This is a genomic window from Flavobacterium sp. KY-23415 (assembly GCF_055384985.1).
This window is the reverse complement of record NZ_AP044001.1, coordinates 1,360,344-1,385,593: the sequence shown is the minus strand read 5'-3', so window position 1 is coordinate 1,385,593 and position 25,250 is coordinate 1,360,344. Positions and strand designations below refer to the sequence as shown.

Here is a 25,250-nt window from a genome sequence, read left to right as displayed (position 1 = left end):
ATTATGGAAAAAGAAATTATAAATAAAGTTGCCAATAGTAAATTAGAAGTTTTTGATTTGGAAGATTATTTTCCAAAAGAAGAAATTATTTCATTAGATATTTCTCAATGGCTTCATGAAGGTTTTATTTTAAAAGAGAAAGATTTTAGAGAAAATCTAAAAACCTTCGATTGGAACCAGTACTCTAATAAAGGAGTAACACTTTTTTGTAGCACAGACGCAATTTTGCCCGCTTGGACATTTGCATTAATAGCTTCTTATCTATTTCCCTATGCTATACAAGTTGTACATGGCAATAGATTGGCTTATTTATTGGTTCATTATACTAAAGTTTTAAATTTAATCGATTATACTCTTTTTAAAGATAAACCTTTAATTTTGAAAGGTTGTTCTAAAAAAGATGTTCCACAAGAAATTTATACACTTGCTATTCAAAAAATTTGCCCATTTGCAAAAAGTATTATGTTTGGTGAAGCTTGTTCAGCTGTACCTTTATTTAAATCGAAATAACCGTTAATCGTTTATTTTTTACCGTTAATCGATGAATTTCTTTTGGTTTATCTATACACAAATCATTATTTATTTTATAATGCTAACTTTGTTTTATAAAAAAATAAACGATTACGAATGAAAAAAACATTATTATTTGCATTTATATTTGCTTCGGTAGGTATTTATGCTCAAAAGACAGAAGGCGAATTGATTAATGTTACAGCAGAAGCTGCAAAAAAAGCGGTGGATACAACGTATTCTGGTTGGAAAAGAGCAGGGAATTTTGTTTTCCTTTTTAATCAATCGGCCTTTAATAATGAATGGTTAGGAGGTGGGACTTCTAATATAGCAGGTAATGCTGGATTAAATTATGATTTTAATTATAAAACTTCTGATTTAATTTGGGATAATAAATTTATTGCGTCTTACGGTTTAACTAAAATTAAAGGGCAGGAAACTACTAAGTCTGATGACCGTTTAGAATTTACTTCTTTATTAGGAAAAAAAGCAAAGGGTTATTGGTTTTATTCTGCATTTTTAAATTTTAGAACTCAAATGGATGCTGGATTTAAAAAGGTTACAAATGATAATGGAACACCGGAATTAACAGATGATTTTGAGCAAAGAGTAACTATTTCTCATTTTTTCTCTCCTGCCTATCTTCAAGCAGGGCCAGGTTTATTATGGAAAAAAAGTGATAATTTGAAGTTTAATTTTGCTCCTGCAACTTCTCGTTTGATTTTTGTTCACAAACATTTCACAGAATTCGGTTCAGCTTTTGGAGTAGAACAAGGTAAAACTTCTCGATTCGAATTTGGAGCTGCTTTAAACGGATATTACAAGTTTAATATAATGAAGAATGTTTCCATGGAAAACATTTTGAATCTTTATTCTAATTATTTAGATAAACCACAAAATGTAGATATAGATTATCAAATGAATTTAGTGATGAAAATTAATAAATACATATCAACTAACTTAGCTTTCCAAGTTATAAAAGATGACAATGCTTCCAAATATGTTCAAATTAGAGAAGTATTTGGTTTAGGATTTAATTATGGATTTTAATTTAAGGATTTATTCACAAAGCAAAAAAGACCTCATTTTCGAGGTCTTTTTTTGTTATTCTGTGTCAAGTGCTTCATTATACTCTGGGTACAAGAATTTATTATAAGGAAATCGAGTAATGTGAATTTCTCTTACGGCTTCATATACTTTTTCTCTAAATTCTTCAAAGTTTAATTTATCAGTTGCAGAAATAAACAAGGTATTGGTTTCTCCCATCTTACTCATCCAAGTTTGTTTCCACTCTTCTAAAGTATAATGTTTAGATTCTTTTTCAATTTCTAAATTATCAATATCAAAATAAACAGGATTGTATGCGTCAATTTTATTAAAAACCATAATAGTGGGTTTATTGTCACTTTTAATATCTTTTAATATCTCGTTAACCGAAGCGATATGATCTTCAAAATCAGGATGAGAAATGTCAATCACATGAAGCAGTAAATCAGCCTCTCTAACTTCATCTAAGGTGCTTTTAAAGGATTCAACCAGTTGTGTTGGTAGTTTTCTAATAAAACCTACAGTATCGCTTAAAAGAAACGGTAAATTTCTAATTACTGTTTTTCTAACTGTTGTATCTAGAGTAGCGAATAATTTATTTTCTACAAATACATCACTTTTTCCAACAGCATTCATTAAAGTTGATTTACCAACGTTTGTATAACCAACTAGAGCAACTCGAACCATTGCTCCACGATTTCCGCGTTGTACAGACATTTGTTTGTCTATCGTTTTTATTTTTTCTTTTAATAATGAAATTCGATCTCTAACAATACGTCTGTCGGTCTCAATTTCTGTCTCACCAGGACCACGCATTCCAATCCCTCCACGTTGACGCTCAAGGTGCGTCCACATACCTGTAAGTCTTGGAAGTAAATATTGACATTGAGCTAATTCAACTTGTGTCCTAGCATAGGAGGTTTGTGCACGTTGTGCAAAAATATCTAAAATTAAATTGGTGCGGTCTAAAACCTTACAGTCTAATTCTTTTGTAATGTTTTTTAATTGTGAAGGTGTTAATTCATCATCAAAAATTACTGTTTTAACGTCATTGTCTTTAATATAGTAATTAATCTCTTCTAGCTTTCCAGTTCCTACAAATGTTTTAGGATTTGGTTTGTCCATTTTTTGAGAAAAACGTTTCACGACTTCACCTCCAGCAGTGAAAGTAAGGAATTCTAGCTCATCTAGATATTCTCTCAATTTTTCCTCATCTTGGTTTTGTGTTACAATACCAACAATGGCTGTTTTTTCAAATTGATGTTCTTTTTTTTCTAACATAGTCTTTCTTTATCAATGCAAAGGTAAGATTAAATTGAATAAAAAAGGTTGTCTAAAATTTAGACTGCACCCAAAAAGTTAGACACTTTAGTTTTAGTTAGATTTTGTGCGCTGAATATACTGTTTTGAAATCTAGTTCCTTTATTAAAGGCACGGTACTCTATATGTTCTATAAAATTGATTCCATCAATTTGAATTTTATTTACTTTTGCTCCAAATTCTACTTGTTTTACTTCTTTACCACGCACAATTGGGCGAATATAACTTTTACCTATGCTAACAATTCTATAGGGAACGCTTTTTCCTGTTGTAAAAATTTTTGATTGTTGTTGGTAAATAAGACGGATTGTTCCGCGTTGTTTAGTGTATTTTGTGGTTTGCTCAAAGGAATGTTGATTTTCAATTTTACTCAATTCTCCATTAAGTTTATATAATAATTTCAGAAGACCACGAGTCGTTTTTGTTCGTTGCTTTGCTGTTTTTTTTCTTTTTCTAGAATACTGATTGTAGCGTTTGCACCAATCAATATATTTGGTTCTTGGAAGTTTTATTTTTAAAATGCCACATAAGGATTTCATTTGATTATAGTTCCACACAATACATTCCCAAAGTAGTTTTTGATTGGTAGGAAAACGCAACTCACTCTCATAACAAGTGGCATCTATCAAAACTTTGTCTAAATCATCCATATAAGGTAGCCAGCTTTTAGCTAATGTTTCTTGAACTTTTCGAACATCTAATTTTTTGGCTAATTCCATTCTTATTTGGCTAACTATTTTAAAATTTGTAAGCGGGGAATCTAGAGGTAATACAATATCACAAAAGTATTGCATGTAAACATTTCCGTTTAACAACTCGATTAGTTTAGCATCAGAACAACCATAATAGTTTTTTAGCATCATCAAGGCAATCTTACCTTTAGTACTAAAAATGCAATCTGGACCTTTTTTGCACGCTTTCAATTTAAAACTTTGAGAAAGTTCTGAAAAAGGTGTAGCTAGATGAATTTTACCTAAATCAGACTTTAGAAATTGCTCATAAAAAACATTAAAATCTTCATTGATAATATTTAAAGGCAATTTGTGCTGAAATTCACTTATTCTTATTATTTTTGACATAGAAATTTAAAAGAAAACCCCGTTTTTGACTCTTTTTGAGCATTCTCGGGGTTTTTTCTTCTAAAATACAAAGGCAAATTCAGAAGTAACAAGATTTTTTGAAAAATACTTTAAATAAAAACCTCAATTCATATTAATATAATTGAGGTTTTTTATTTTGTAGTAAAAATTATATGTTTTTATGATTTTTAAATTTGATATTTCTCAACAAGACGCACTTTTCCTATAAAGTATTTTTTTGAATACTTTACGCTGCTAGTTGTGTTTGATTTTTGTAAATTCTTCTTCCTATTTCTTTAGCATTAGCTGTATGTATTCCGAAAAAAATCCAAAGCATTTCACTTTTCTTGGTTCTAGCTTTTATCTTTCGTAAATTATAGTGCTCTTTTTCTTTGCCAAAACTACCTTCTAATCGAGTAGCTCTTTCTTTTTTAATTTCTGAGGCTAGCTTCTTTCTATGCTCTTCGTGTTTTCCAGCTTTTCCTTTTCTAACAAAGTCTGTTTGTATGTTATTTGTGGACGAAAAAGTTCTGTTTTTATTTGTGGCATAAATAGCATCAGCTCCAGTAATTCTTACTTTAGTTTTAGTTAGATTTTGTGCGCAAAATATACTGTTTTGAAATCGAGTTCCTTCGTTAAAGGCACGGTATTCTATATGTTCTATAAAATTGATTCCATCAATTTGAATTTTATTTACTTTTGCTCCAAATTCTACTTGTTTTACTTCTTTACCACGCACAATTGGGCGAATATAACTTTTATTTATGCTAACAATTCTATCGGGAACGCTTTTTCCTGTTGCAAAAATTTTTGATTGTTGTTGGTAAATAAGACGGATTATTCTGCGTTGTTTGCTGTATTTTGTGGTTGGCTCAAAGGAATATTGATTTTCAATTTTACTCAATTCTCCATTAAGTTTATATAATAATTTCAGAAGACCACGAGTCATTTTTGTTCGTTGCTTTGCTGTTTTTTTTCTTTTTCTAGAATACTCATTGTAGCGTTTACACCAATCAATATATTTGGTTCTTGGAAGTTTTATTTTTAAAATGCCACATAATGATTTCATTTGATTATAATTCCACACAATACATTCCCAAAGTAGTTTCTCATTGGTAGGAAAACGCAACTCACTCTCATAACAAGTGGCATCTATCAAGACTTTGTCTAAATCATTCATATAAGGTAGCCAGCTTTTAGCTAATGTTTCTTGAACTTTTCGAACATCTAATTTTTTGGCTAATTCCATTCTTATTTGGCTAACTATTTTAAAATTTGTAAGCGGGGAATCTAGAGGTAATACAATATCACAAAAGTATTGCATGTAAACATTTCCGTTTAACAACTCGATTAGTTTAGCATCAGAACAACCATAATAGTTTTTTAGCATCATCAAGGCAATCTTACCTTTAGTACTAAAAATGCAATCTGGACCTTTTTTGCACGCTTTCAATTTAAAACTTTGAGAAAGTTCTGAAAAAGGTGTAGCTAGATGAATTTTACCTAAATCAGACTTTAGAAATTGCTCATAAAAAACATTAAAATCTTCATTGATAATATTTAAAGGCAATTTGTGCTGAAATTCACTTATTCGTATTATTTTTGACATACATATTTAAAAGAAAACCCCGTTTTTGACTCTTTTTGAGCATTCTCGGGGTTTATTTCTTCTAAAATACAAATTAAATAACTGATAAGCAAGTATTTATTTAATTGTGAATGTGCCTACAAATTAAACAACTGATAAGCACGTATTTAATTAATTATGAATGTGCCTCATTATAGTAAATTACCTTCTCTTTAACTTGTAACACTAAAACAGTATCTACATTACTCCTTTTTAATCCCTCTTTACCTTTTGAAAATACTGCATTAGTGTCATTGTAAGACAAGTAAAGAGTTGATAATAATAAAAATAATAACTTGTATAAAAAGTTTATGTGCATTATTTGGAAATAATAGAAGCTATATTACTCTCCCTTTTGCATCATCTTGTACTTCATTAAACGGAGTTTTAAATAGCATATTATTATATAATCTTAACTCTGTCCAATCTTCCAGCTTGTAAAAATCTTTAATTTCTTTTTCAGAACGATAAAGAACTTCCATAGATAATCTCATTTCAACATCCTTATGATCTAATGCAACATTACCTTCTAAATGCTTTACCTTATCATAAGTAGTTGCAATTCTTTTAAATGGCGAGCCTTTTTCAAAATAGTTCCAGTCAGTTGCTTCATCTTCAAAATAATGAAGCTTAAACACTGTAGATGTAAAACCTCTAAAAGCAGGCAACCTTTTTTCGTAGTCTTTTAAAGATACCTCACCTTTAATTTTGTAAATATCTTTTCGAATTGCCCATATTATATCATCAACAAAAAGAGGACCAGTTAAAGGTTCAGATTTTATAAAATCTTCTTCGGAATAATCTTTTTCATTTTTGACAATATAATTATAAGGATAAATAATTAAATGAAATGTAGTTGAAAGGTCATATTCAGAAAAATCACACATATTTACAACTTTTGCATAAATATACCCTAAATTATGATTTAGTTTTATTTGTAATACATTACCACTTTTTAATATTATTTTTTTCATAAAATTTTATTTATAATCCCATCCAACCAGGCACATTACTATCAAGAAAATCCATTGCTTCCTTCATTAAGTCTTTATCTTTTATCTGGTTTTTTAAAGACATTTGTAATCGTTTATTTCCTCCAAAACCATTACCATATTTTGTTGTACCATGAATAGAGATTAACTGTTGTTCTACTGCATTTGCTAACCTTTTAGGAACTTTAGTTAATATTTCTGGTGCTTTTGTAAATTCTTCTCTAAGTGCCTTTTTTGAATATCTTTTTGCTAAATTTACAGATTGCCCAAAGTAATTACCTGTATTCTTAACGCCTTTATAAATATCAACTAATTTATCAACATTTTTAGTTGCTTTAACAGCTGTCACAACACTTCCTTTTACAACAGAGCTACTTCCCAAAGTAACAATATCTAAGGCTAAAAAGCCAATGCCCATTGCTACTTGCCAGCCATCACCATCCCTTATTCCTTCATAAATATCTAAACTAGAACCCAATATAGGTATAAAATTAGAACCCATTCGTAATGCAGAAGACCCAAGATTCTCGTCACCATAGCTGCCTTCATAATCCTGATCTATGTCAATTCCTCCTAATAAATCATCGTCATATTCATCTCCTATTCCACGACCTCCATATTGACCATAACCGACATATTCATTAAGCATAGTGCCATCTGCTGGACCTTCACAACCATCCCAACCAGGACCTTCATAATTTAAATCTTCATCACTTTCCATACCTTCTAACTCCATTGCATGTATAGGTTGATTAGATGCAAACTGATATGTAGATTGATAACTGTATTTTTCAGCTAGTGGATCGATATTAAAAAATCTTCCTATTGCAGGGTCTTCATTTCTCCATTTGAATTGAACCCAATTTAAATCAAAATCTTCTTGATGTTCTTGTCCTTCAAAACCATATTTATAAGTAGTACTTCCTATTGGATTATAAACATTATTATACCCTTTATGTTTCATCCCAAAAGGATAATAATTATTCTCCTCTAAGATTTCTGTTGTAGTCACAACACCATCATGATTAGAATCAGTATAAGTTAAACGAATATTCCCTAAATGGTCAGTATGGTTGTAAACATAATTATGACTGCCATTATTATGAATTATATATCCTTCAGCCTGTTGAATGTATTCTAATGTTGTAGGATTTGAGTTTACTTTTTTATAGACACAACCATTGCCATATTCTGTAGTAGTTATATTTCCGTTATTATTCACCACTTTTTGAAGCTTCTTCCCAGATGCATCATATACATATTCTATAGTTTTTGTTGCGGTTCCTTCAAATGTAATTAGTACTGGTAAACTTAAATGGTTATAACTAATGTTAGTTATTTTTTTGTTTCTGTCCTTTGTTAAATCCCCATTTACATCATATTCATATTGCGGTGTTACATCTGAAGCTATAACTTCTGTAATATGCCCAAAATAACCATGACCTTCTTCTTTAACCCTTTTCAATTGATTCCCTTCATAAGAATATGTCATAAAATCCATCCATTCTAAATTAGCCTGATTCATTTTATCTCCTGCTCTATGTAAAAATGTTATATTTCCATTTTTATCGTAATTAACAGTATGCAAGTTAAAACTATCGTTTTGTAATGGATTATCTACATTATAAAACTTAGCGTTTTTAATTCTATTAATCTTATCATAACTATAATCGTAATAACGTAATTGATTATCATTTGCTGTTTTCCAATGTATTTGACTCACATTTCCATTATACAATGGTGTACCGGTTGTTGTTGGATTATTTCTTCTTATTTCTAAAGCAAATAAATCATCTCCAAGTGTATTAACATCGTTAATTTTTGTCAAGTCTCCTTGAATGTTATACTTATAATCTATTTTTTGCAAAGCAGAGATACTTTCATAGTCATAATCTTCAATTGAAAGATTGGAAACAGTACTGTTATTTATATAAAAATGCCCATCTGCATAAAGTTTATTAACACTTGTTATCGAAGAAGAATATATTTTTATTCCATTTCTTTTGTATATTATTTCATCGTTTTTTCTCTCAATTTCTAGCAAATCATTGGTATGATAATAAGTTGAAAGTTTAGTGGTACCATTTTCAACAACCCTTAATAAATCAGAGTTTGATAAATTAAAACTGTAATTAATTTGATTATAATTTGTAATTGATGGATTATAGGATAGTCCAATGCGAAGATAACCTGTCATTGATTTTGCAACAAAGCTAAGTTTCCCTTTTTTTATTCCATTCTGAGAATACAATGTCGCATTTGTCCATGAGTTTGTTGACCCTGACTTTAGAAGTAATCCATCATTATTTGAGATTCCATTTAAAATTAAATTTGTACTGCCACCAACTTTCTTTTCAATTAGCTTACCTAATTCATCGTATTTAAGTGCTGAAATAAGTTCTTTAGGTTTATTGTTTACATACTGTTGATGTTTAACAAGTCTGTCATTTTTATCATAGCTATATTCATCTGTTGATGTAAATGAATTCGTTACATTGGTTTTGTTTTGGATTGATTTAGTTTCTATTATTTTACCAGAAAAGTCTAACTTATAATCAATACTATTTAATGTTTCTAGTGTTTGGTTTTTTGATACAATTTTGATATTTCTTTCTTTTCGATCATAAAAAAAGACATTAGTTTCCCATTCTTCCCTTCCAAGAGTTCTTATTTTTTTTCCTGTAATAAGGTTTTTATTTAATGTTGTGATTTTTTCATTATAATAATTACCATTTGGTACAAAAATTAGATCTAAATCAAAATTGTAGTTGTCATAGTAATTAACTAGATTAACTGACAAATTAAATTGATTTAAATAGTGTGTGTAATAAAATGGTAAGTTTACATCGTAAGTTACATAAGTATCTAGCTGAGAAACTATATTTTGAGTAGCATCTCTTGTTAAAGCATTACTATCAATTAATTCGCCTTCATAGACTATTCTTCCATAAACATCATATTCGATGAAACTCCATTTATTTTCTAATCTTTGTTTTTGATTTTGAGTTAATGTTAGTCTATTTAATTTGTCATAAACAATATATACCCACCCTTTACCTGGTATTTTCTTTTCAATTAAACGATTTTTATAATCGTACTTATATTGAAAACAAAAATCTACAATAGTTTGTAAATAGCTTGAAGTTTGTGTATTATTACTATTGAATAAATCCGAATGGTCAACTTCAGGAGGAATCATGTAGGTTAGGTTTCCTAATGAATCATAAATATAGTAAGTATCATGAGCAATATCATTATTGTATAATCTTTTAAGAATTATCCTACCAAATAAGTCTTTAAATGTTTCTGTTGTGTTATTTTTATTATCTGTTGCAACCCAATTCTCATTTTTTGATATATATTTAATTAGTGTTTTTGGTAAATATGTATCATTGCTTGACAAAAATGGGTTGTTTTGATTATCAAATGCTACTGAATATTTGTATACAATATCCTCAGGACTATTATAATTGTAGATAGAATAATTTGACTTTAAAGTTCTACCATTTGAAATTTCCCAATCATTTCCTTCGTGTGCTATTTCTTGAGATGAAAAAATATTATATTCATCATATACTATTTCTTTGTATGGGTTTATAGTGTTTTCATACTTTGGAGTATTGTAAAAAGTTTGTTGTAGTGCGTTGATGTTTTCAACATAGGAACCATTTTCAGAATTTTTTACATAAGGTAAGAATTGTTTTAACTGTCTGTTTATATTGTCATATTCATTGTATAATATTATATCTTCATTATTACCTCCAGTTTTTATTAATGTAGTCTGTTTTTTTCTTCCTTTACCGTCTATATAAGTAACAACTTCGTCATAATCTTCATCATTTGTAGAGGTTGTTGCTTCATTAACTTGATTTTTATATGTTTTAATATATATATAATTTTTATCATTTGATAACTGAGAATACCCTATGTTAAAAATAAATCCTATGATTAGTATAAGTTTTAATTTCATATTATTATTCTTGAGTAAAATTATAAATTCTTTCATTGTTGATATTTCCGTCTTGATCTACTTGTTTAATAAGTCTACCATAGTCATCATATATGTTCTTAATAATAAAACCTTTATCATTTATAAAAGATGAAGTTTCAAAATATTTGTTATATATTTTACCTTCTAAGGAGCTGTATGATGGTCTTACCCATACCTCATCGATATAGTTAGCATTTGTAGGCATGTTTATTTTTACAACTCCTCCTTCGTGGATGTACTCATTGAAAATCCATTTAGATTCCCGATAAGACCAGAAAGAAACAATATAACCTTGTGGGTATTCGTTGTCTACAATAAATGTTTCTCCAACAAAAACTTTATCACCTGAATAAGCATTATTTGTCTCTAAATAATCTACTCCTATTGAGTTTTCAAAACTATTTCGATACATTTCAAATTCATTTTGAAGACTATTTCCTTCAAGTATTGAATTAATTAAGTTTGTATCAAAGTCATTATCTCTGTAAAATTTTTTAAATTTTTTTGTTTCATTATTTTTAATTAATGAAATTTTGCCATCATCGTTATATTGATATTCTATTTCATTATGTACTGGAACACCTGTTAAGGATCCGTTAAAATAATATGGGTTAAAATTAGATTCAGTAAAAAATGTATTGTTTACAGTTTTTGCTGTTGAAGCAGTGGTTTTTATTTTGCCATCATTGTAGTATTGATAAAAATCAGCCATAGATAATATCCATTGGGATCCATCATATGTCCATGTTGATTTATTAGATACTAACGTTTTACTTTCATTGTTGAAAGTGTTTAAATCCTGAAGCCCTGCATTTGGTATAAACTCTTCTAATAAATATTTATATTTTAGCTTTAAAACAGGTATGTCGTTTGTATATGTTATAATTTCTCTTGGTCTTAATACATTTAGTTGATAATTTGGATGATTCTCTCCAAAATATGTAATTTCTTTTTTTGATTTCTTTGTTTGAATTTCAAATCCATTATCAGTTTCAGCTTTTAAATAATCTTCGGTTAAAATTGATTTCAAAGGCATTTCTAACTTAAGAATTGGACTATTAGTTATAGAAATATTGTTATAGTAATAGTCTCCTTGGCATGTAGCTACGGCTCCTGTGTAAATTTTATTAGAATTTATAGAATAGGTATAGTTTACATTTTGTAAGTCAAATCCATAAATATAGTCTGTTTTACTTGTTGGTACTGAACCTCCTGATGTCTCATATATATAGTCATTAAAGACTTCCTTTTTTTGTATTAATGGAGTTCTTAATAATGTTTTATAATTAGGTCTATATGTATTTACTTTTTTTAAATATAATACTCCTACATCGCTTGTGCCTTGATCAATAAGGTTTTTAATAAATCTTGTAGAAATTATTTTCTCAAAATAATTTCCTGATTTTTGATAGTGCGAAACATAGTCAGCTTCTTGACAAAAATCATGTAACTCATTATTAATATAACTTTTGACTGGTTGTACTCCATTAAAAAAAGAACCCATCATGTCAACCTCTGGAATATTTAAACGTATTCCAAAGCCTGAGTAATTTTGATACTCAAAATTGGTTTCGATAGATGTGTTTATGTCAGGCTTATCTGTTATTTTAGATATTTTTAAACCTCCTCCATATAGAGCTATATTGTAATCAGCATTTGAATCAGCATTTAATTGATAATCATATTCTTTTATGCCACCTAAATTATTAATAACTTTTTTTAAAACACCTTGTTTTGTGAATAATAAATTTGGTTTTCTATCTGCTGCATTATATATTTTTGGGAGACTACCACAGATCTTAAAATTTACTGGGAATAGTGTATTGTTTTGTGCTCCATTGTAATATCCAAAAGAATCCATATTTTTAAAACTAAATGTTGGATCTGTATATTGTAAATCCAAATCTAATTGTGAATAATTAAAATATTCATATCCTTTTATTTTTATGCTATTGTTTATATAATCGTAATCAGAAGAATATTCTTTTTTTCCTTTATAAATACCTGTAAGTAATGGTTTCCCTCCTATTGATTCATTATATTCAAAAATATAACTAGTGATAATCTCGTTATTATTATTCTTTATGTAAATAGTATTTAAAATTGGAACGTTTATTGGAGAATAACTTTGATTATTTCCAATTGAATAGTTTGAGTATTCGAAATAAATTTTCTCTTTAGGAGTTGTAATTTCACTAATAACTAATTCATTTTCATCTTTTTGATAATAATCAGAAGATGTAATTACCGCTACTGTCCCAGAAGTAGTTTTGAATCCTTCTTCATTTACTATATATGCTGTATGATTTTTTGCCAAATAAGTAATATTAATTTCATCTGTATTATGATTTGACTTTATTTTTTTAGTATAATAATCTTTTGTATTTGTGTTATAAGAACTACCGTTTCTAAAATAAATTTGATTTGTTGGACCCCCAATAAAACTATATGTAAAACCATTCTCATCATTTATATCAAAAACAATATTTTGATAATCGTTTATTCCATACTGAAAATTATTAAAATTTGTATTTAAGGTATAATTCTCGTTTGAATCTAAGAATACAGGTATTAAATTGACATTATTATTGATTATTGTTTTGTCAAAAGTAAAAAGAGCATTTTTGCCTGTTGAAGTTGAAAAACTATAAAAATCGGGTCTAACGTCATAAGAATTACGAATTAGTTCTCCATTACTATTATTGCTAAAATTACCAACTATATTTAATTTACTATTGTCATTAAAAAGCCATCCACCATTATTTGGTAAAGATGAGGTACTTGAAGGAGGTAAATCATCGGGTAAATGGTTAACTGTTCTTTTTATTTTGCCTAAATCAAGGAATTGCCAGCCTAAACCTACAATACTTGGAATGTCTAAAGCTTTAAATCCATTGTGATTATAAACTATCTCTAATGGAATTGTTAAACCATCCATTTCAATGTTGTATAATAAAACCCGCTCTCCTATGTTTTCTATTTCATTGTCATTAGAAGTAAAAGGATTAGATTCTTCTTGTGAGAATAATAAGTTTGATATTAAAATCAAAACAAGAGAAATTTTTTTCATGAATTGTTTATGTTAAATTTTTTACTAAAATAACTTTTTTTATTTAATCATTATTATTTTTAATTGATTAATTTGGTTTAAATAAAAGACGCCCTGAAATTCAGGGCGTTTGGTTCTATAGAACTTTATTTTTTTAATTAACCACAATATCATCAATTTGCATTGTTGTTGTTGGACCTGTTGATCCGTTTCCAACATATTCAAAGATGAAATATCCATTTCCAGTTAAAGAAGCTGGAATGTTATAAGTACCACTGTTAATAAAGTTTGCTCCATAACCTGAAGTGTTTCCAGAGGAAATGGTGAAATTTGAAGTTATATCAACTAATGTTGCTGTTGAAATTTGATTTCCAGGAACGTAGTTTGTAGAATAATAAACTTTTAAAACATTTCCATTATTATAGCCGTCTTTTGTTTTGAATGAAAAAGTGTTTGCAGTAGTCATATTTACTGGAACTATGAATAATGCGCGATTAGCTTCAATGTTTCCGCCTCCAAAAGATGACATTTGAATATATCTGTTACCTGTATTTACTGGGTATTGTTTAACTTGCCAATATCTATTCCCTATAGATGCATCATTGATGTATGCTGGGAAATTTTGTTGATTTGAATTTGTGTAACTTGTGAAAGGTTCATTTAATGTACCACTATATACAAGTGATGACCCTACTAAAGGAGGGAAATAATCTATTTCTACTCTTGTATTGGTTAATTGTACGTCATTTAGTGTTCTAATTAATAATTGATAATCATTGTTATATTTTGTTAAAACACCTCTTATTTTTCCATTTCCGTTCGGTATTTGGCTGGAAGCAAATGATGCGTACTTACTTGCTCTTAAGTATATTGTATTGCCAAATTCGTCAGTTATGTTATGATTTGTACCAGTCCAAGTTGAAACTGCATTTAAATCGCTATCAAAATAAGTATGGTTTAAGGATGTTTCTGTAAATTGTACGTTATCAAATTCAATTAACATATTTAAATATTGATTGTCTTTTGCTTGTTGTATTGTAACGTTTTTAATTATGTCTTCTTCACTCACTTTTGTACAAGATCTTATTATTGCTGATTTGTACTTTACAGTTGGAATTCGTCCAACTTCATCATCTGAAAGATCTAAAGGAGTGTCATTATTATATAAATCTCCAACTTCTAGTGAAGATATTTGCGAATTATAGTGAAAGTATAATGAATCTAAGTGGACAAAAACTTTTCTTCCTGGTTCAAATTTAGTGTATAGATTGTAATCATCTATAGGTATTGTGAATGCTTTTGTGCCATCTGTTGAAATTAATGATATTGATTTATAAAAATTTCCACCTTCATCACTTGAAGTTATATATGCTTCTAAAACATCTTCTGTTGATGGATTCATATCATATAATTGAGGCGAGGAATTTGCTAAGTTTCTTACATCTTGAATTGAGGTGTTGACTGTGAGTTCAATACAATCATCATTTGGTCTTCCGTAATCATCGTCATTTACACAACTAAATAAAGTTGTGATAATCATTGTTGTAAAAATTATTTTTTTCATATTTTTTTAATTTTCATTATATAATATTACATCATCTACTTGAAATGCACCATCTAAGGTTGTGTTTGTTCCAGAACCTTTAAATTTAAAGGCAATGTGGATATTTCCATTAGTAGTTGGCAAAGCTACTGTTGATTTTATAAATTGATACCAATCAACTGTAGAGTTTGGAATGTTTGCATTTACAGGTGTCCAAGTGGCTGCTAAAACATCTGTTCCGTCATAATCTGTAGATATTAATACCTGTAAAGAGTTATCTGGTGAGTCAACATCTAAATGGTGTTGTGCTATACTAAATTTAAGAATAGGTGAAGCATAACTATTTAAATCTATTGCTGGAGAAACCAACCATGCTATATTTGAAGCTGAACCAGAATTATAGGGACTAAATTCTGTAAATCCTTTTGTTTGAACAACTCGTTCTCTCCAAAGCCAAGTTCCTTCTTCTGCAAAATTTGTCCAGCCGGTTATGTCTAAATTGGTGTTGTTTGTTGCTGTTTCAAAGTCTTCTTGGAAAAATGGAATTCTTAATTTTGGAATGTCAAAATCATCATTACTAACACAAGAGCTTGTTAGCACAATTGTTGATGTTAGAATAAGTATATTTTTTATAATTTTTTTCATAGTATATTTTTTAGAAATTAATATAGAAGTTTACAAAATACGTTCTTCCATAACCGTAAAAATATTTTGGTCCAAAGGCACGTGTACCACTTGCATAATCTTGTTGGAGATCTGTAAATGTTGCTTTTCTTGATTGTTCAAAACCACCAGTTTTATATTCTATATCAAGTACATTATTGATTGAGGCGAAAAAACCAAAGGTATTTCTGTTTTTTGAGCTAATTCTCCAAGATTTTCCACCAACTAAATTCAAGTGCATGAATGAATCAAATTTTTCCTGTTTTAATAAATCCCTTACACTACTTTCGTTTGCTCCTGGATAAGAGATGCCTGTTGCAGGATCTATTGTGAAATTGTTTGTTCTAACAATACTTGAAACATCTAAGTAGCTATCTGAAAGATAATTGATATTTGCTCCAACCCACCAATAATGTGGATCTCTATATTCTAGCCCAAAAGAATATGCTTGTTGTGGCATTCCTGGTTGATTATAATTTTTTAGATAAGCAGTTCCAAAGTTTCTGATAGAATTTAATCCTAATGCAGCTCTTCCGTCATCATTGGTTAATAATTTAGCGTTATCTGAATAAATATATTGACCATAAGAAGCTGCTACAGTTGCTTTAACAGTAGATGTAATTTGGTATTCTAATCCTAATTCGGTTCCTAGAGATTGTTTGTCTAAATTAGTTACAATTTCACTAATAAATGAGTCATCTGCTGCACCTGTACTTGCATCTACTTCTCCAATTCCTTCTCCATAGAAGAAAGATATTTCTGTTGCGTTTTTAATTTTGTTATAAAAACCAGTAAGTCTTGCTTTTAATTTAGGTGTTCTAATAATATAGCTTAAATCTGTACTTGTTATTGCTTCGCTTTCAAGATTTGGAGTAAAACTATTGTTTAAACGTGCATTAGAAAATGAATTTCTCAAATTTGGTGCAGCTGTCATATACATAGCATTAAAATCAACTAAATGACGACCATTGATTTTGTATGTCATTCCTCCTTTAAAGCCAAAGTTTTCAAATACTTTTGAGTTACTCATTCCGTATGAATTATTTGCATATATTCCGTTTTTATACAAACCTTCTCTTTTGTATTCTGATCTAGAGAATGATTGTGCCAAATAAAAATCAATTTTATCATATGCAAATTTAAATTGTGTAAATCCGTCAAAAATAGTAGCGAAAAGATTATAGTTATAACCATAAGTGTCTCCTTCTTTTACTTGTCTATTCGGATTGTTTAAATCTGATTGTATTGCATCACCAGTGAAAAATGGATCAATGTCTAAGAAATAACTACCTCCTAATAAATCTAATAAATTTTGATGGTTGTGTGATTTTAATCTTTTAAAATTTACAGCTGCATTCATTGAAATATTATCCGAAAGGCTTGTATTTAAAATAGAGTTTGCACTCCACAATTTGTCATCGGTTCTGTCTTCATATAAAACATACAAGCTTTTTCCTGAAGAAGCGCTGGTTTGGTTTGCTTGATACATTGCATTCCAATTAATTTGACTATTGTTTAAGAAATAATTTTTAGCAATATCAGCTTGTGCATTGTTAGGAGTCCATACACCATTATTGTCATGTGTATTTAGATAATAACTTGGTAGATTTCTGTAATAGGTAGGGTCTGGATTATTGGCTGTTTGATTGTCAATTCTAGTGTTTCCTATAGTACCTACTTGGTATGCAACATTGGTATTTAATGAAGTGTTTTCATTTATTTTCCAGTAATGAGATAACATATTTATTGGTTCAGCAATATCCTTGTCTCTAGAATTACGTTTTTTTCCATCTTGCCATCCCCAATAAGAGTTATATTTTACGCCCATTAAGTCAGTAACTTCTTTAGTATTTGGAGAGCTTTTACCTCTACTGTTTTGTGCATAAATAGATGTGAAATTAATACTATGGTTATCATTTATTTTTTTTTCAACACTTGCAAATAAAGAGTTTGCAGCATAATCTGTTCCTTCGAAATATCCTTCTTGAGCCCATCTTCTTGATCCAGATACAACAAATGCCCAGCCATTTTTATTTAATCCAGATGCGTGTGTTGCCATCGCTCTCCAGCTATAGTTTGTGTTTGTACCAGACATAGTAATTCTATTACCAGGTCTATAGAAAGAGGCTCTAGTGTTGATTTCTTGAGTTCCTAATGCACCACCAAATGTATAGTCAGAAGTACCTGAACCCATTGTGAATTCTTGATTACGAGTTGCATCGTTTAGACCACCCCAGTTGCTCCATTGTGGTCTTCCGTCATAAATTTTGTTCATAGAAATTCCATTAATCATAGTCTTCCCATAAGCATTGTCTAATCCACGAATTCTAAATCTAGCTTGTCCCCAATTAAATGCAGCTGCTTGTTGGTAGGTGTCTCTAGATGATTGTAATAAACCAGAAGTGCTTTCTGAACCAGAATTATCATCTCCTAAGTCGTTTTCTGTTATCGTAACAAGACTTAATTGAAGTTCTGTTGTGATATCTTCCTCAAGGGTAATTACTCCTAAATCTAGAGTTTCGCCTTTTGTTGGTTCTAATATAAATGTTTTCGTTTTGTATCCAGTAGAACTAATAAGTAAAATAGGTTCGCCAGTAGGCAGTGTTTGAAAGAAAAAACTACCTTCAAAATCAGTTGTTACAGACTGATTTGTACTTTGAATTGTTGCAACAACATTTTGTAGTGGTTTTTGATTTTTCGAATCAATGACTTTACCTTTCAGAGCTGGGTTTTGTTGTGCATGCATAGTAAACCCAAATAGGCACAGTAAGGCACTGAATAAAATTTTTTTCATAAATTTAATTAAAATTATAAATTATTTTAATGTTAAGATTTAAACTTAACAGCCTGTAAATGTACAAATTTTAATAATATTATCTACCTTTGGCACCCGTTTTGTAAAAAACTTGATGATAACGTAACATTTCATTTTATGAAAACCAAACAACTATTAGCCGTTTTTTTTGTGATTTTTCAAATAAATCACTCTTTTGCTCAAGAGAAGAAATTTAAAATTCATACTGTAGCTTTCTACAATTTTGAGAATCTATTCGACACAATTAATGATCCTAATACTTATGATGAGGAGTACACGCCAACTAATGGTTGGACGTATAAAAATTATAAAAAGAAATTGGATAATCTTTCTAGAGTAATTAGTGAAATTGGTACCGATGAAAATCCATCTAATTCTCCTGTGGTTATAGGAGCATGTGAAATTGAAAACAGACAAGTTTTAGAAGATTTGGTTAAAAACCCGAAAATAATTGATAAAGGATATAAAATTATTCATTTTGATTCACCAGATAAAAGGGGGATTGATGTAGCTTTATTGTATCAAGAGAAATTTTTCACTCCTACTAGTTATACCAATGTGCCTTTATATATCTATGAAAATGGAGATAAAAATAGCAAAAAAGAGAAGGAAGAAAATGAAGAAAAAACAGACGATAACGTTGAAATTGATTCTAAAACAAAGAGAATTTACACAAGAGATCAACTACTTGTTACGGGATATTTAGAAGGAGAGGAAATAAGTTTTATTGTGAATCACTGGCCATCACGTTCTGGCGGAGAAAAGAAGAGTAGCCCAAATCGTGAAGCTGCTGGTGCTTTGAACAGAACAATTATAGATTCATTGTATAAGATTAATCCAAATGCAAAGATTATTACTATGGGAGATTTAAATGATGATCCTACAAATAAAAGTGTTAAAAAAGGAGTAAAAGCAATTGGAAAAAAAGAAGATGTTAAGGAGTTTGATATGTATAATCCTATGGAAAAAATGCACAAACAAGGAATTGGCACTTTAGGTTATAGAGATTCATGGAATATTTTTGACCAAATGATTGTTTCTGAACCTTTATTAGGAAAGGACTATATGTCTTGGACCTATTGGAAAGCACAAGTGTTTAAAAAGCCATATTTAATTCAAAATGAAGGAAGATGGAAAGGTTATCCTAAAAGAAATTCTAATGGCGTTCCAGGATTTAGCGATCACCTTCCTGTTTATTTATATTTAATTAAACAAGTTAACTAGATTGTAATTTGAATAATGATAAAGGTTAATTAATAATTTTTCAATTGTTAATTAACCTTTTCTTTTTTTACTAATTTTATAGTTTAAAATTTTTTAATGATGAGTGTGCAAAAACCTTTTAATTTGACTAAGTGGATTGAAGATAACAGACATTTGTTAAAACCACCTGTGGCAAATAAGAATTTATATATAGAATCTGGAGATTATATTGTAATGATTGTTGGTGGTCCAAATTTCAGGAAAGATTATCATTATAATGAGACCGAAGAATTATTTTACCAGTTGGAGGGAGAGATAGAAATATTTATTCAGGAAAATGGAAAAAAGAAAACCATGAAACTTACTCCTGGAGACATGTATCTTCATCCTGCAAAGATTCCTCATTCTCCAAATAGAACTGAGGGATCTATTGGATTAGTAATAGAGAGAAAAAGAAATGAATTGCCAGGAAAAGACGGTCTGCTATGGTATTGTGATAATTGCAATCATAAATTACACGAAGTTTATTTTGAATTAAATGATATTGAGAAAGATTTCTTAAGTCATTTTAGAGATTTTTATACTTCTGAAGAAAAAAGAACCTGTGATAAATGTGATACAATTATGAAAGTAGATCCTAGGTTTTTATAAATTAACTAAGAAGTTATCAAAAGATAATAATTAAAATCAATTTCATACATTTGTAAAAATATAACAAAAACACGTAAAAAAGTTACAATGTCAACAATAGCACAACAATTCGGAATGCAAGAAGCATTGGAAATATTAGGAGTAAAAGCGACTAATGAAGGTACATCAACAGGAAGTGAATGGTTTTCAAATGGAGACGTTATTGAAAGTTACTCACCCGTAGATGGACAATTAATAGGAAAAGTAAAAACAACAACAAGAGAAGATTATGAAAGAGTAATGCAAAGTGCCACTACTGCTTTCAAAATTTTTAGAGCAATGCCAGCTCCACAAAGAGGAGAAATTGTTCGTCAGTTTGGTAATAAACTAAGAGAATTAAAAGAACCACTAGGGAAATTAGTTTCTTATGAAATGGGTAAATCTTTACAAGAAGGTTACGGAGAGGTTCAAGAAATGATCGATATCTGTGATTTTGCAGTTGGTTTGTCTCGTCAATTAAACGGACAAACAATTCCTTCCGAGCGACCTGGTCATGTAATGCGAGAACAATGGCATTCAATTGGCGTTGTTGGTATTATTTCGGCATTTAATTTTCCAGTTGCTGTTTGGGCATGGAATACTGCTTTAGCATGGATTTGTGGAGATGTTTGTGTGTGGAAAGGATCTGAGAAAGCTCCTCTATGTGCAGTAGCTTGTCAAAATATAATTGCACAAGTATTAAAAGATAATAATTTACCAGAGGGAATTTCTTGTATTATTAATGGTGATTATAAGGTTGGTGAGATGATGACTACTGATTCTAGAATTCCTTTAATATCTGCTACTGGTTCAACAAGAATGGGTAGAATTGTTGGAGCTACAGTTGCAGAACGTTTTGGTAAATCATTATTAGAATTAGGCGGTAATAATGCAATCATTATTACACCAACTGCCGATTTAAAAGTTGTTGTTCCAGGAGCTGTATTTGGAGCTGTAGGAACTTGTGGTCAAAGATGTACTTCTACAAGAAGATTAATTATTCATGAATCAGTTTATGATAAAGTGAGAGACGCTATTGTTGGTGCTTATGGTCAATTAACAATCGGGAACCCACTAGATCAAAAAAATCATATTGGACCGCTTATTGATAAAGATGCAGTAAATACTTATTTAGCAGCTATAGAATCTGCAAAAGCAGAAGGTGGTAAAGTATTAGTTGAAGGTGGGGTTCTTTCTGGAGAAGGATATGAATCAGGTTGTTATGTTAAACCTGCAATCATAGAAGCAGAAAATCATTTTAAAATAGTACAACACGAAACTTTTGCTCCTATATTATATATAATGAAATATTCTGGAGATGTTGAAAATGCTATAGAACTTCAAAATGGAGTTGCTCAAGGGTTGTCTTCGGCAATTATGACAAATGAAATGAAGGAAGCGGAAAAATTCTTGTCATTCGCTGGTTCTGACTGTGGAATTGCAAACGTTAATATTGGTACTTCTGGTGCCGAAATTGGTGGGGCATTTGGTGGTGAGAAAGAGACAGGAGGTGGACGTGAGTCTGGATCTGATGCTTGGAAAGTATATATGAGAAGACAAACTAACACAGTAAACTATTCTGATCAGTTGCCTTTAGCACAAGGGATTAAATTTGATTTATAATTTTTATCGCAAAATATATTAATCAAAAACCCCTGCAAGAATTGAACATTGCAGGGGTTTTCTTAATGAAAATGTTTTTAGATTAACTATTTCGTTTTCTTTACATATTGCGTTAAAATATAAATACTTTGATTTTCAACTCTACCTTCAATTAGGTTCGCATCGTCCCAAACTAATTTAATATTGTGTACAGCAGCTCCTCTTTTAGCGGTGAATGTTGCTCCTTTTACATCTAAATCTTTTATTAAGACCACCGAATCACCATCTTGTAGAATTACACCATTACTGTCTTTGTGTATAATTTTACCTTCTTCTTCGTCTCCTTCTCCAGTAGCTTTTGCCCATTCTAATGCTTCTTCATCAAGATACATCATGTCTAACATATCATGATTTTTTAAACGCGCATGCATTCTCCAAGAAATAATTTGTACAGGAAGATTTTCATTCCACATGCTATCGTTTAAACAATGCCAATGAGTGACATCAGTGTTTTCTGGATTCTCAATCTGATCTATACAAGTAGAACAGGCTAATATTGAGTGCTCTAAACTTTCTATTGTGTTTGGTGCAACATTAAAAACAAGTAAATCATGTTCGTTGCCACATAATTCACATTTAGACTGACTTCTGTCCTTTAATTTTTTTTCTATTACACTCATGTTTATAGATTAAAACTTGCTCCAATAGAGAAGTTAAATTGGTTGTTGTATTTTTCAAAAAAATTATCTGGACTGTTGTCATAGTATGCTATTGGGAATTGAACTTCAGAATAAAGCCCAAAAGCCTCAGTGAAATAGTAGCGACCTCCTAAATGAGCTCCAAAATTTTTAATCCCAACATTTAATCCTGGATAAATATCAAACTTGTCTTCTATGTTGAAAATATCTGCAATGTTTGCACTAAATCGTGCTCTAATATCGAAACGGTCATCAAAGTTTGGTTTCTCTCCTAATACTTCTTCAATGCCTAAAATATAGGATGAAGTTAATCCAAATGACATGTTTTGATTAATTCCTTTGTCAAATGTTGCAATTATTCCATTTCCTTTATTCTGAAAATTTGCCCCAATTTGAAATTTAGCATCACCTTTTCCAGAAAATACCTGTCCATTTGCAATACCTGTAAATAATATTGCTAATATTAAAATTTTTCTCATTACGTATATATTTTATACAAATATAGAAATATAACTTAATTTCTTCCTCTTTCACTAGGATATAAGATGGGTAAAGCATCGCTTTGCCAGAATTGTTTTGTATTAATATCCATAATGCTAAGTTTTCCTTCGAATGCTGCTCCTGTATCTATATTCCAAACATTTGCCGCTTGCTGTGGTATTTCTTTATTTATTCTTAAAACCGGTGTATGTCCAATGAAAATTTCTTTATACAGCCTTAGTCTTTCTGGATATTCTTTATCATCAATAGACAGTTTTGGGTTTAATGCAATTGCAGTTTCCCATAATGTTCTGTCCCAATAGAACATAGGTTTGAAGAATTCATGCATAACCCCTTTTTGATTTGTAAAACCGCCATGCACAAATAATCTATTCTCATTGTCAATATGATAGGGAAGTAGCGATTCTAGAAATTCAATATGCTGATTAATTGTTGACCGACTAGTATCTTTATAGGAATCAATGGTGGCTTTTCCTCCGTTTATTAACCATTCATTTCTAAAAGTGTTGGTTTTTAGGAAATCAAGAAATAAATCATCGTGATTTCCTTTAATAAAAATGCAATTGTGTGTTTGTTTTAATGTAATTAAATAATCAATAACTTCTAAAGACTGACTCCATCCATCTACATAATCACCTAAAAAAAGTAATTCATCATTTTTTGAAATTTGTGCTCTATTTATAATTTGTACCAGTGCTTTGAACCCTCCGTGAATGTCACCTATGACAAGTTTTCTGTTGTTTTTCATTTAATTTGTTGTATTTCAGTTGTTTGCATGTTTTAAAACTTTAACAAAATCGGCAGAAAAGTTGTAAAATTAAAATTTTGTAACACCTTATTTTTGAAATAACAAAAATAAGGTGTTACAAATCAAAATCTTGCAATTAATAAAAAATAGCAATAAAAAATAGCAATAAAAAACAATATAAGCAAACAAAAAAAATAAGACTATAAAAAAATGTTATTTGATTTTGAGATTTAATTTATTGTAAACCAGTTTAATGTGTTTTTTTTAGTTAAAATTTTAATTAATATAAGACATAAAAATGGGATTTTATTTTGTGGGTGAAATTTTTAAAATGCTTGGAAAGATATTTATGAGTTTGATTTTTTTTGAAATAATAATAGATAAATTAATAATAATTAAAAATTAAAGAAGATGAAAAAAGGTATAGCATATTTCGTAATGATTTTAGGTTTTTCAATAGGAATAACTTCATGTTCAACAGATGCGTATGATGTGGAAACTGAAAAAACAACCCAAGAAGTTGTAAGCCATCCAATAATGAATAAAGATGGAGATGGGACAGTTCAAGAAGATGGTAATAATGAAACAGAAGGAGATAGCACAGATCCTATTGTAAAGCCAAAGAAAGACTAAATACGTGAGATAAAAAATAGAATTACAATTAATTTTAAAAAACAAATAAGATGAAAAAAGGTATATTGTATTTTGGAATAATTTTAGGTTTTTCAATGGGGATTATCTCATGCTCAACAGATGCATATGATGTTCAAAATGAAAAAAGTACGTTAGAGGTTGTAAGTCCATTAGCGAATAAAGATGGAGATGGAGTAGTTGAAGAAGGTGACACTAATGAAGCAGAAGAAGAAGAAGAAAGCACAGATCCAATTGTAAAACCGAAGAAAGACTAAATTGAATAAAAAACAAATAAAAAAATTAAGAATTAAAAAATAAAAAGTTAGATGAAAAAAAGTATACTATATTTCGTAATGGTTTTAGGGTTTTCAATTGTAATGATTTCATGCTCAACAGATTCTTATGATGTGGAAAATCAAAGCAATGAACTTGAAGTTATAAGTCCATTGATGAATAAAGACGGAGATGGTACAGTTGAAGATGGTGGAACTGATGAGGCAGCTGGGGATAGTACAGACCCAATCGTAAAACCAAAGAAAGACTAGATTATATTTCTTTGA

Annotated in this window: 20 protein-coding genes; 8 read left to right on the top strand and 12 right to left on the bottom strand. The window is 29.6% G+C overall.

What is annotated here, in order from left to right; genetic code table 11:
- Window positions 1-3 precede the first annotated feature (3 nt).
- The gene (locus tag ACZ49Z_RS06165; RefSeq protein ID WP_464307313.1) at window positions 4-510 is read left to right on the top strand and encodes a DUF2480 family protein; all 507 of its coding nucleotides are present in this window, start codon (window positions 4-6) and stop codon (window positions 508-510) included.
- A 117-nt stretch (window positions 511-627) separates the two neighbouring features.
- A complete protein-coding gene (locus ACZ49Z_RS06160; RefSeq protein ID WP_464307312.1) occupies window positions 628-1,560 on the top strand; it encodes a DUF3078 domain-containing protein in 933 nt (310 codons plus the stop codon).
- Between the two features lie 54 nt (window positions 1,561-1,614).
- Here the strand turns inward: ACZ49Z_RS06160 and hflX are convergent, their stop codons facing one another.
- The 9 genes from hflX to ACZ49Z_RS06115 all read right to left on the bottom strand — a co-directional run bounded on the left by hflX (window position 1,615) and on the right by ACZ49Z_RS06115 (window position 18,615).
- Complete coding sequence (gene hflX, locus ACZ49Z_RS06155; RefSeq protein ID WP_464307311.1) at window positions 1,615-2,838, bottom strand: GTPase HflX; 1,224 nt, start codon at window positions 2,836-2,838, stop codon at window positions 1,615-1,617.
- 59 nt (window positions 2,839-2,897) lie between these two features.
- On the bottom strand, window positions 2,898-3,956 hold the full coding sequence (locus ACZ49Z_RS06150) for a transposase family protein (protein WP_464307310.1): 1,059 nt from the start codon (window positions 3,954-3,956) through the stop codon (window positions 2,898-2,900).
- Between the two features lie 247 nt (window positions 3,957-4,203).
- Complete coding sequence (locus ACZ49Z_RS06145; RefSeq protein ID WP_464304430.1) at window positions 4,204-5,565, bottom strand: transposase family protein; 1,362 nt, start codon at window positions 5,563-5,565, stop codon at window positions 4,204-4,206.
- Between the two features lie 356 nt (window positions 5,566-5,921).
- Window positions 5,922-6,557, bottom strand: a complete 636-nt coding sequence (locus ACZ49Z_RS06140) for an Imm26 family immunity protein (protein WP_464307309.1) — start codon at window positions 6,555-6,557, stop codon at window positions 5,922-5,924.
- A 10-nt stretch (window positions 6,558-6,567) separates the two neighbouring features.
- A complete protein-coding gene (locus tag ACZ49Z_RS06135; RefSeq protein ID WP_464307308.1) occupies window positions 6,568-10,581 on the bottom strand; it encodes a DUF6443 domain-containing protein in 4,014 nt (1,337 codons plus the stop codon).
- Complete coding sequence (locus ACZ49Z_RS06130; protein ID WP_464307307.1) at window positions 10,550-13,636, bottom strand: hypothetical protein; 3,087 nt, start codon at window positions 13,634-13,636, stop codon at window positions 10,550-10,552. The genes ACZ49Z_RS06135 and ACZ49Z_RS06130 overlap by 32 nt, the downstream gene beginning before the upstream one ends.
- A 133-nt stretch (window positions 13,637-13,769) precedes the next feature.
- Complete coding sequence (locus ACZ49Z_RS06125) at window positions 13,770-15,179, bottom strand: DUF5689 domain-containing protein (protein ID WP_464307306.1); 1,410 nt, start codon at window positions 15,177-15,179, stop codon at window positions 13,770-13,772.
- A 6-nt stretch (window positions 15,180-15,185) separates the two neighbouring features.
- Window positions 15,186-15,803, bottom strand: a complete 618-nt coding sequence (locus ACZ49Z_RS06120) for a hypothetical protein (protein WP_464307305.1) — start codon at window positions 15,801-15,803, stop codon at window positions 15,186-15,188.
- A gap of 10 nt (window positions 15,804-15,813) precedes the next feature.
- Window positions 15,814-18,615 carry a carboxypeptidase-like regulatory domain-containing protein gene (locus ACZ49Z_RS06115; protein WP_464307304.1) on the bottom strand — a complete coding sequence of 934 codons (2,802 nt, stop codon included), beginning with the start codon at window positions 18,613-18,615 and terminating at the stop codon, window positions 15,814-15,816.
- 138 nt (window positions 18,616-18,753) lie between these two features.
- Here ACZ49Z_RS06115 and ACZ49Z_RS06110 point away from each other — a divergent pair, with 138 nt between their 5' ends.
- From ACZ49Z_RS06110 to amaB, 3 genes are all read left to right on the top strand, one after another.
- The gene (locus tag ACZ49Z_RS06110; protein WP_464307303.1) at window positions 18,754-19,860 is read left to right on the top strand and encodes an endonuclease/exonuclease/phosphatase family protein; all 1,107 of its coding nucleotides are present in this window, start codon (window positions 18,754-18,756) and stop codon (window positions 19,858-19,860) included.
- A 99-nt stretch (window positions 19,861-19,959) separates the two neighbouring features.
- Window positions 19,960-20,490, top strand: coding sequence for a 3-hydroxyanthranilate 3,4-dioxygenase (locus tag ACZ49Z_RS06105; RefSeq protein WP_464307302.1), 531 nt, complete (start codon window positions 19,960-19,962; stop codon window positions 20,488-20,490).
- 87 nt (window positions 20,491-20,577) lie between these two features.
- Window positions 20,578-22,131, top strand: coding sequence for an L-piperidine-6-carboxylate dehydrogenase (gene amaB / locus ACZ49Z_RS06100; protein WP_464307301.1), 1,554 nt, complete (start codon window positions 20,578-20,580; stop codon window positions 22,129-22,131).
- An 86-nt stretch (window positions 22,132-22,217) separates the two neighbouring features.
- On the opposite strand, the gene ACZ49Z_RS06095 is transcribed toward amaB, so the two are convergent.
- Genes ACZ49Z_RS06095 through ACZ49Z_RS06085 form a run of 3 tightly spaced genes read right to left on the bottom strand, consistent with a single transcriptional unit; the run spans window position 22,218 to window position 24,057 of the window.
- On the bottom strand, window positions 22,218-22,790 hold the full coding sequence (locus ACZ49Z_RS06095; RefSeq protein WP_464307300.1) for a PhnA domain-containing protein: 573 nt from the start codon (window positions 22,788-22,790) through the stop codon (window positions 22,218-22,220).
- Between the two features lie 2 nt (window positions 22,791-22,792).
- Window positions 22,793-23,287 carry a DUF6646 family protein gene (locus tag ACZ49Z_RS06090; protein ID WP_464307299.1) on the bottom strand — a complete coding sequence of 165 codons (495 nt, stop codon included), beginning with the start codon at window positions 23,285-23,287 and terminating at the stop codon, window positions 22,793-22,795.
- Between the two features lie 35 nt (window positions 23,288-23,322).
- Window positions 23,323-24,057: a metallophosphoesterase family protein gene (locus ACZ49Z_RS06085; protein WP_464307298.1), complete on the bottom strand. Its 735-nt coding sequence runs from the start codon at window positions 24,055-24,057 to the stop codon at window positions 23,323-23,325.
- Window positions 24,058-24,468: 411 nt separating this feature from the next.
- Between ACZ49Z_RS06085 and ACZ49Z_RS06080 the strand changes: the two genes are divergently transcribed.
- The 3 genes from ACZ49Z_RS06080 to ACZ49Z_RS06070 are packed head-to-tail and all read left to right on the top strand — an operon-like array spanning window position 24,469 to window position 25,235.
- On the top strand, window positions 24,469-24,690 hold the full coding sequence (locus ACZ49Z_RS06080; RefSeq protein ID WP_464307297.1) for a hypothetical protein: 222 nt from the start codon (window positions 24,469-24,471) through the stop codon (window positions 24,688-24,690).
- 50 nt (window positions 24,691-24,740) lie between these two features.
- Entirely contained in the window at window positions 24,741-24,965 is a 225-nt protein-coding gene (locus ACZ49Z_RS06075) for a hypothetical protein (protein ID WP_464307296.1), read from the top strand.
- 51 nt (window positions 24,966-25,016) lie between these two features.
- On the top strand, window positions 25,017-25,235 hold the full coding sequence (locus tag ACZ49Z_RS06070) for a hypothetical protein (RefSeq protein ID WP_464307295.1): 219 nt from the start codon (window positions 25,017-25,019) through the stop codon (window positions 25,233-25,235).
- Window positions 25,236-25,250: the final 15 nt, after the last annotated feature.

Bases quoted from the DNA above. Each gene is read 5' to 3' on its own strand.
- ACZ49Z_RS06115 (WP_464307304.1), bottom strand. From the start codon at position 18,615: ATGAAAAAAATTTTATTCAGTGCCTTACTGTGCCTATTTGGGTTTACT.
- hflX (WP_464307311.1), bottom strand. From the start codon at position 2,838: ATGTTAGAAAAAAAAGAACATCAATTTGAAAAAACAGCCATTGTTGGT.
- ACZ49Z_RS06165 (WP_464307313.1), top strand. From the start codon at position 4: ATGGAAAAAGAAATTATAAATAAAGTTGCCAATAGTAAATTAGAAGTT.
- ACZ49Z_RS06105 (WP_464307302.1), top strand. From the start codon at position 19,960: ATGAGTGTGCAAAAACCTTTTAATTTGACTAAGTGGATTGAAGATAAC.
- ACZ49Z_RS06075 (WP_464307296.1), top strand. From the start codon at position 24,741: ATGAAAAAAGGTATATTGTATTTTGGAATAATTTTAGGTTTTTCAATG.
- ACZ49Z_RS06120 (WP_464307305.1), bottom strand. From the start codon at position 15,803: ATGAAAAAAATTATAAAAAATATACTTATTCTAACATCAACAATTGTG.
- amaB (WP_464307301.1), top strand. From the start codon at position 20,578: ATGTCAACAATAGCACAACAATTCGGAATGCAAGAAGCATTGGAAATA.
- ACZ49Z_RS06085 (WP_464307298.1), bottom strand. From the start codon at position 24,057: ATGAAAAACAACAGAAAACTTGTCATAGGTGACATTCACGGAGGGTTC.
- ACZ49Z_RS06095 (WP_464307300.1), bottom strand. From the start codon at position 22,790: ATGAGTGTAATAGAAAAAAAATTAAAGGACAGAAGTCAGTCTAAATGT.
- ACZ49Z_RS06140 (WP_464307309.1), bottom strand. From the start codon at position 6,557: ATGAAAAAAATAATATTAAAAAGTGGTAATGTATTACAAATAAAACTA.
- ACZ49Z_RS06080 (WP_464307297.1), top strand. From the start codon at position 24,469: ATGAAAAAAGGTATAGCATATTTCGTAATGATTTTAGGTTTTTCAATA.
- ACZ49Z_RS06150 (WP_464307310.1), bottom strand. From the start codon at position 3,956: ATGTCAAAAATAATAAGAATAAGTGAATTTCAGCACAAATTGCCTTTA.
- ACZ49Z_RS06125 (WP_464307306.1), bottom strand. From the start codon at position 15,179: ATGAAAAAAATAATTTTTACAACAATGATTATCACAACTTTATTTAGT.
- ACZ49Z_RS06070 (WP_464307295.1), top strand. From the start codon at position 25,017: ATGAAAAAAAGTATACTATATTTCGTAATGGTTTTAGGGTTTTCAATT.
- ACZ49Z_RS06090 (WP_464307299.1), bottom strand. From the start codon at position 23,287: ATGAGAAAAATTTTAATATTAGCAATATTATTTACAGGTATTGCAAAT.
- ACZ49Z_RS06130 (WP_464307307.1), bottom strand. From the start codon at position 13,636: ATGAAAAAAATTTCTCTTGTTTTGATTTTAATATCAAACTTATTATTC.
- ACZ49Z_RS06145 (WP_464304430.1), bottom strand. From the start codon at position 5,565: ATGTCAAAAATAATACGAATAAGTGAATTTCAGCACAAATTGCCTTTA.
- ACZ49Z_RS06135 (WP_464307308.1), bottom strand. From the start codon at position 10,581: ATGAAAGAATTTATAATTTTACTCAAGAATAATAATATGAAATTAAAA.
- ACZ49Z_RS06110 (WP_464307303.1), top strand. From the start codon at position 18,754: ATGAAAACCAAACAACTATTAGCCGTTTTTTTTGTGATTTTTCAAATA.
- ACZ49Z_RS06160 (WP_464307312.1), top strand. From the start codon at position 628: ATGAAAAAAACATTATTATTTGCATTTATATTTGCTTCGGTAGGTATT.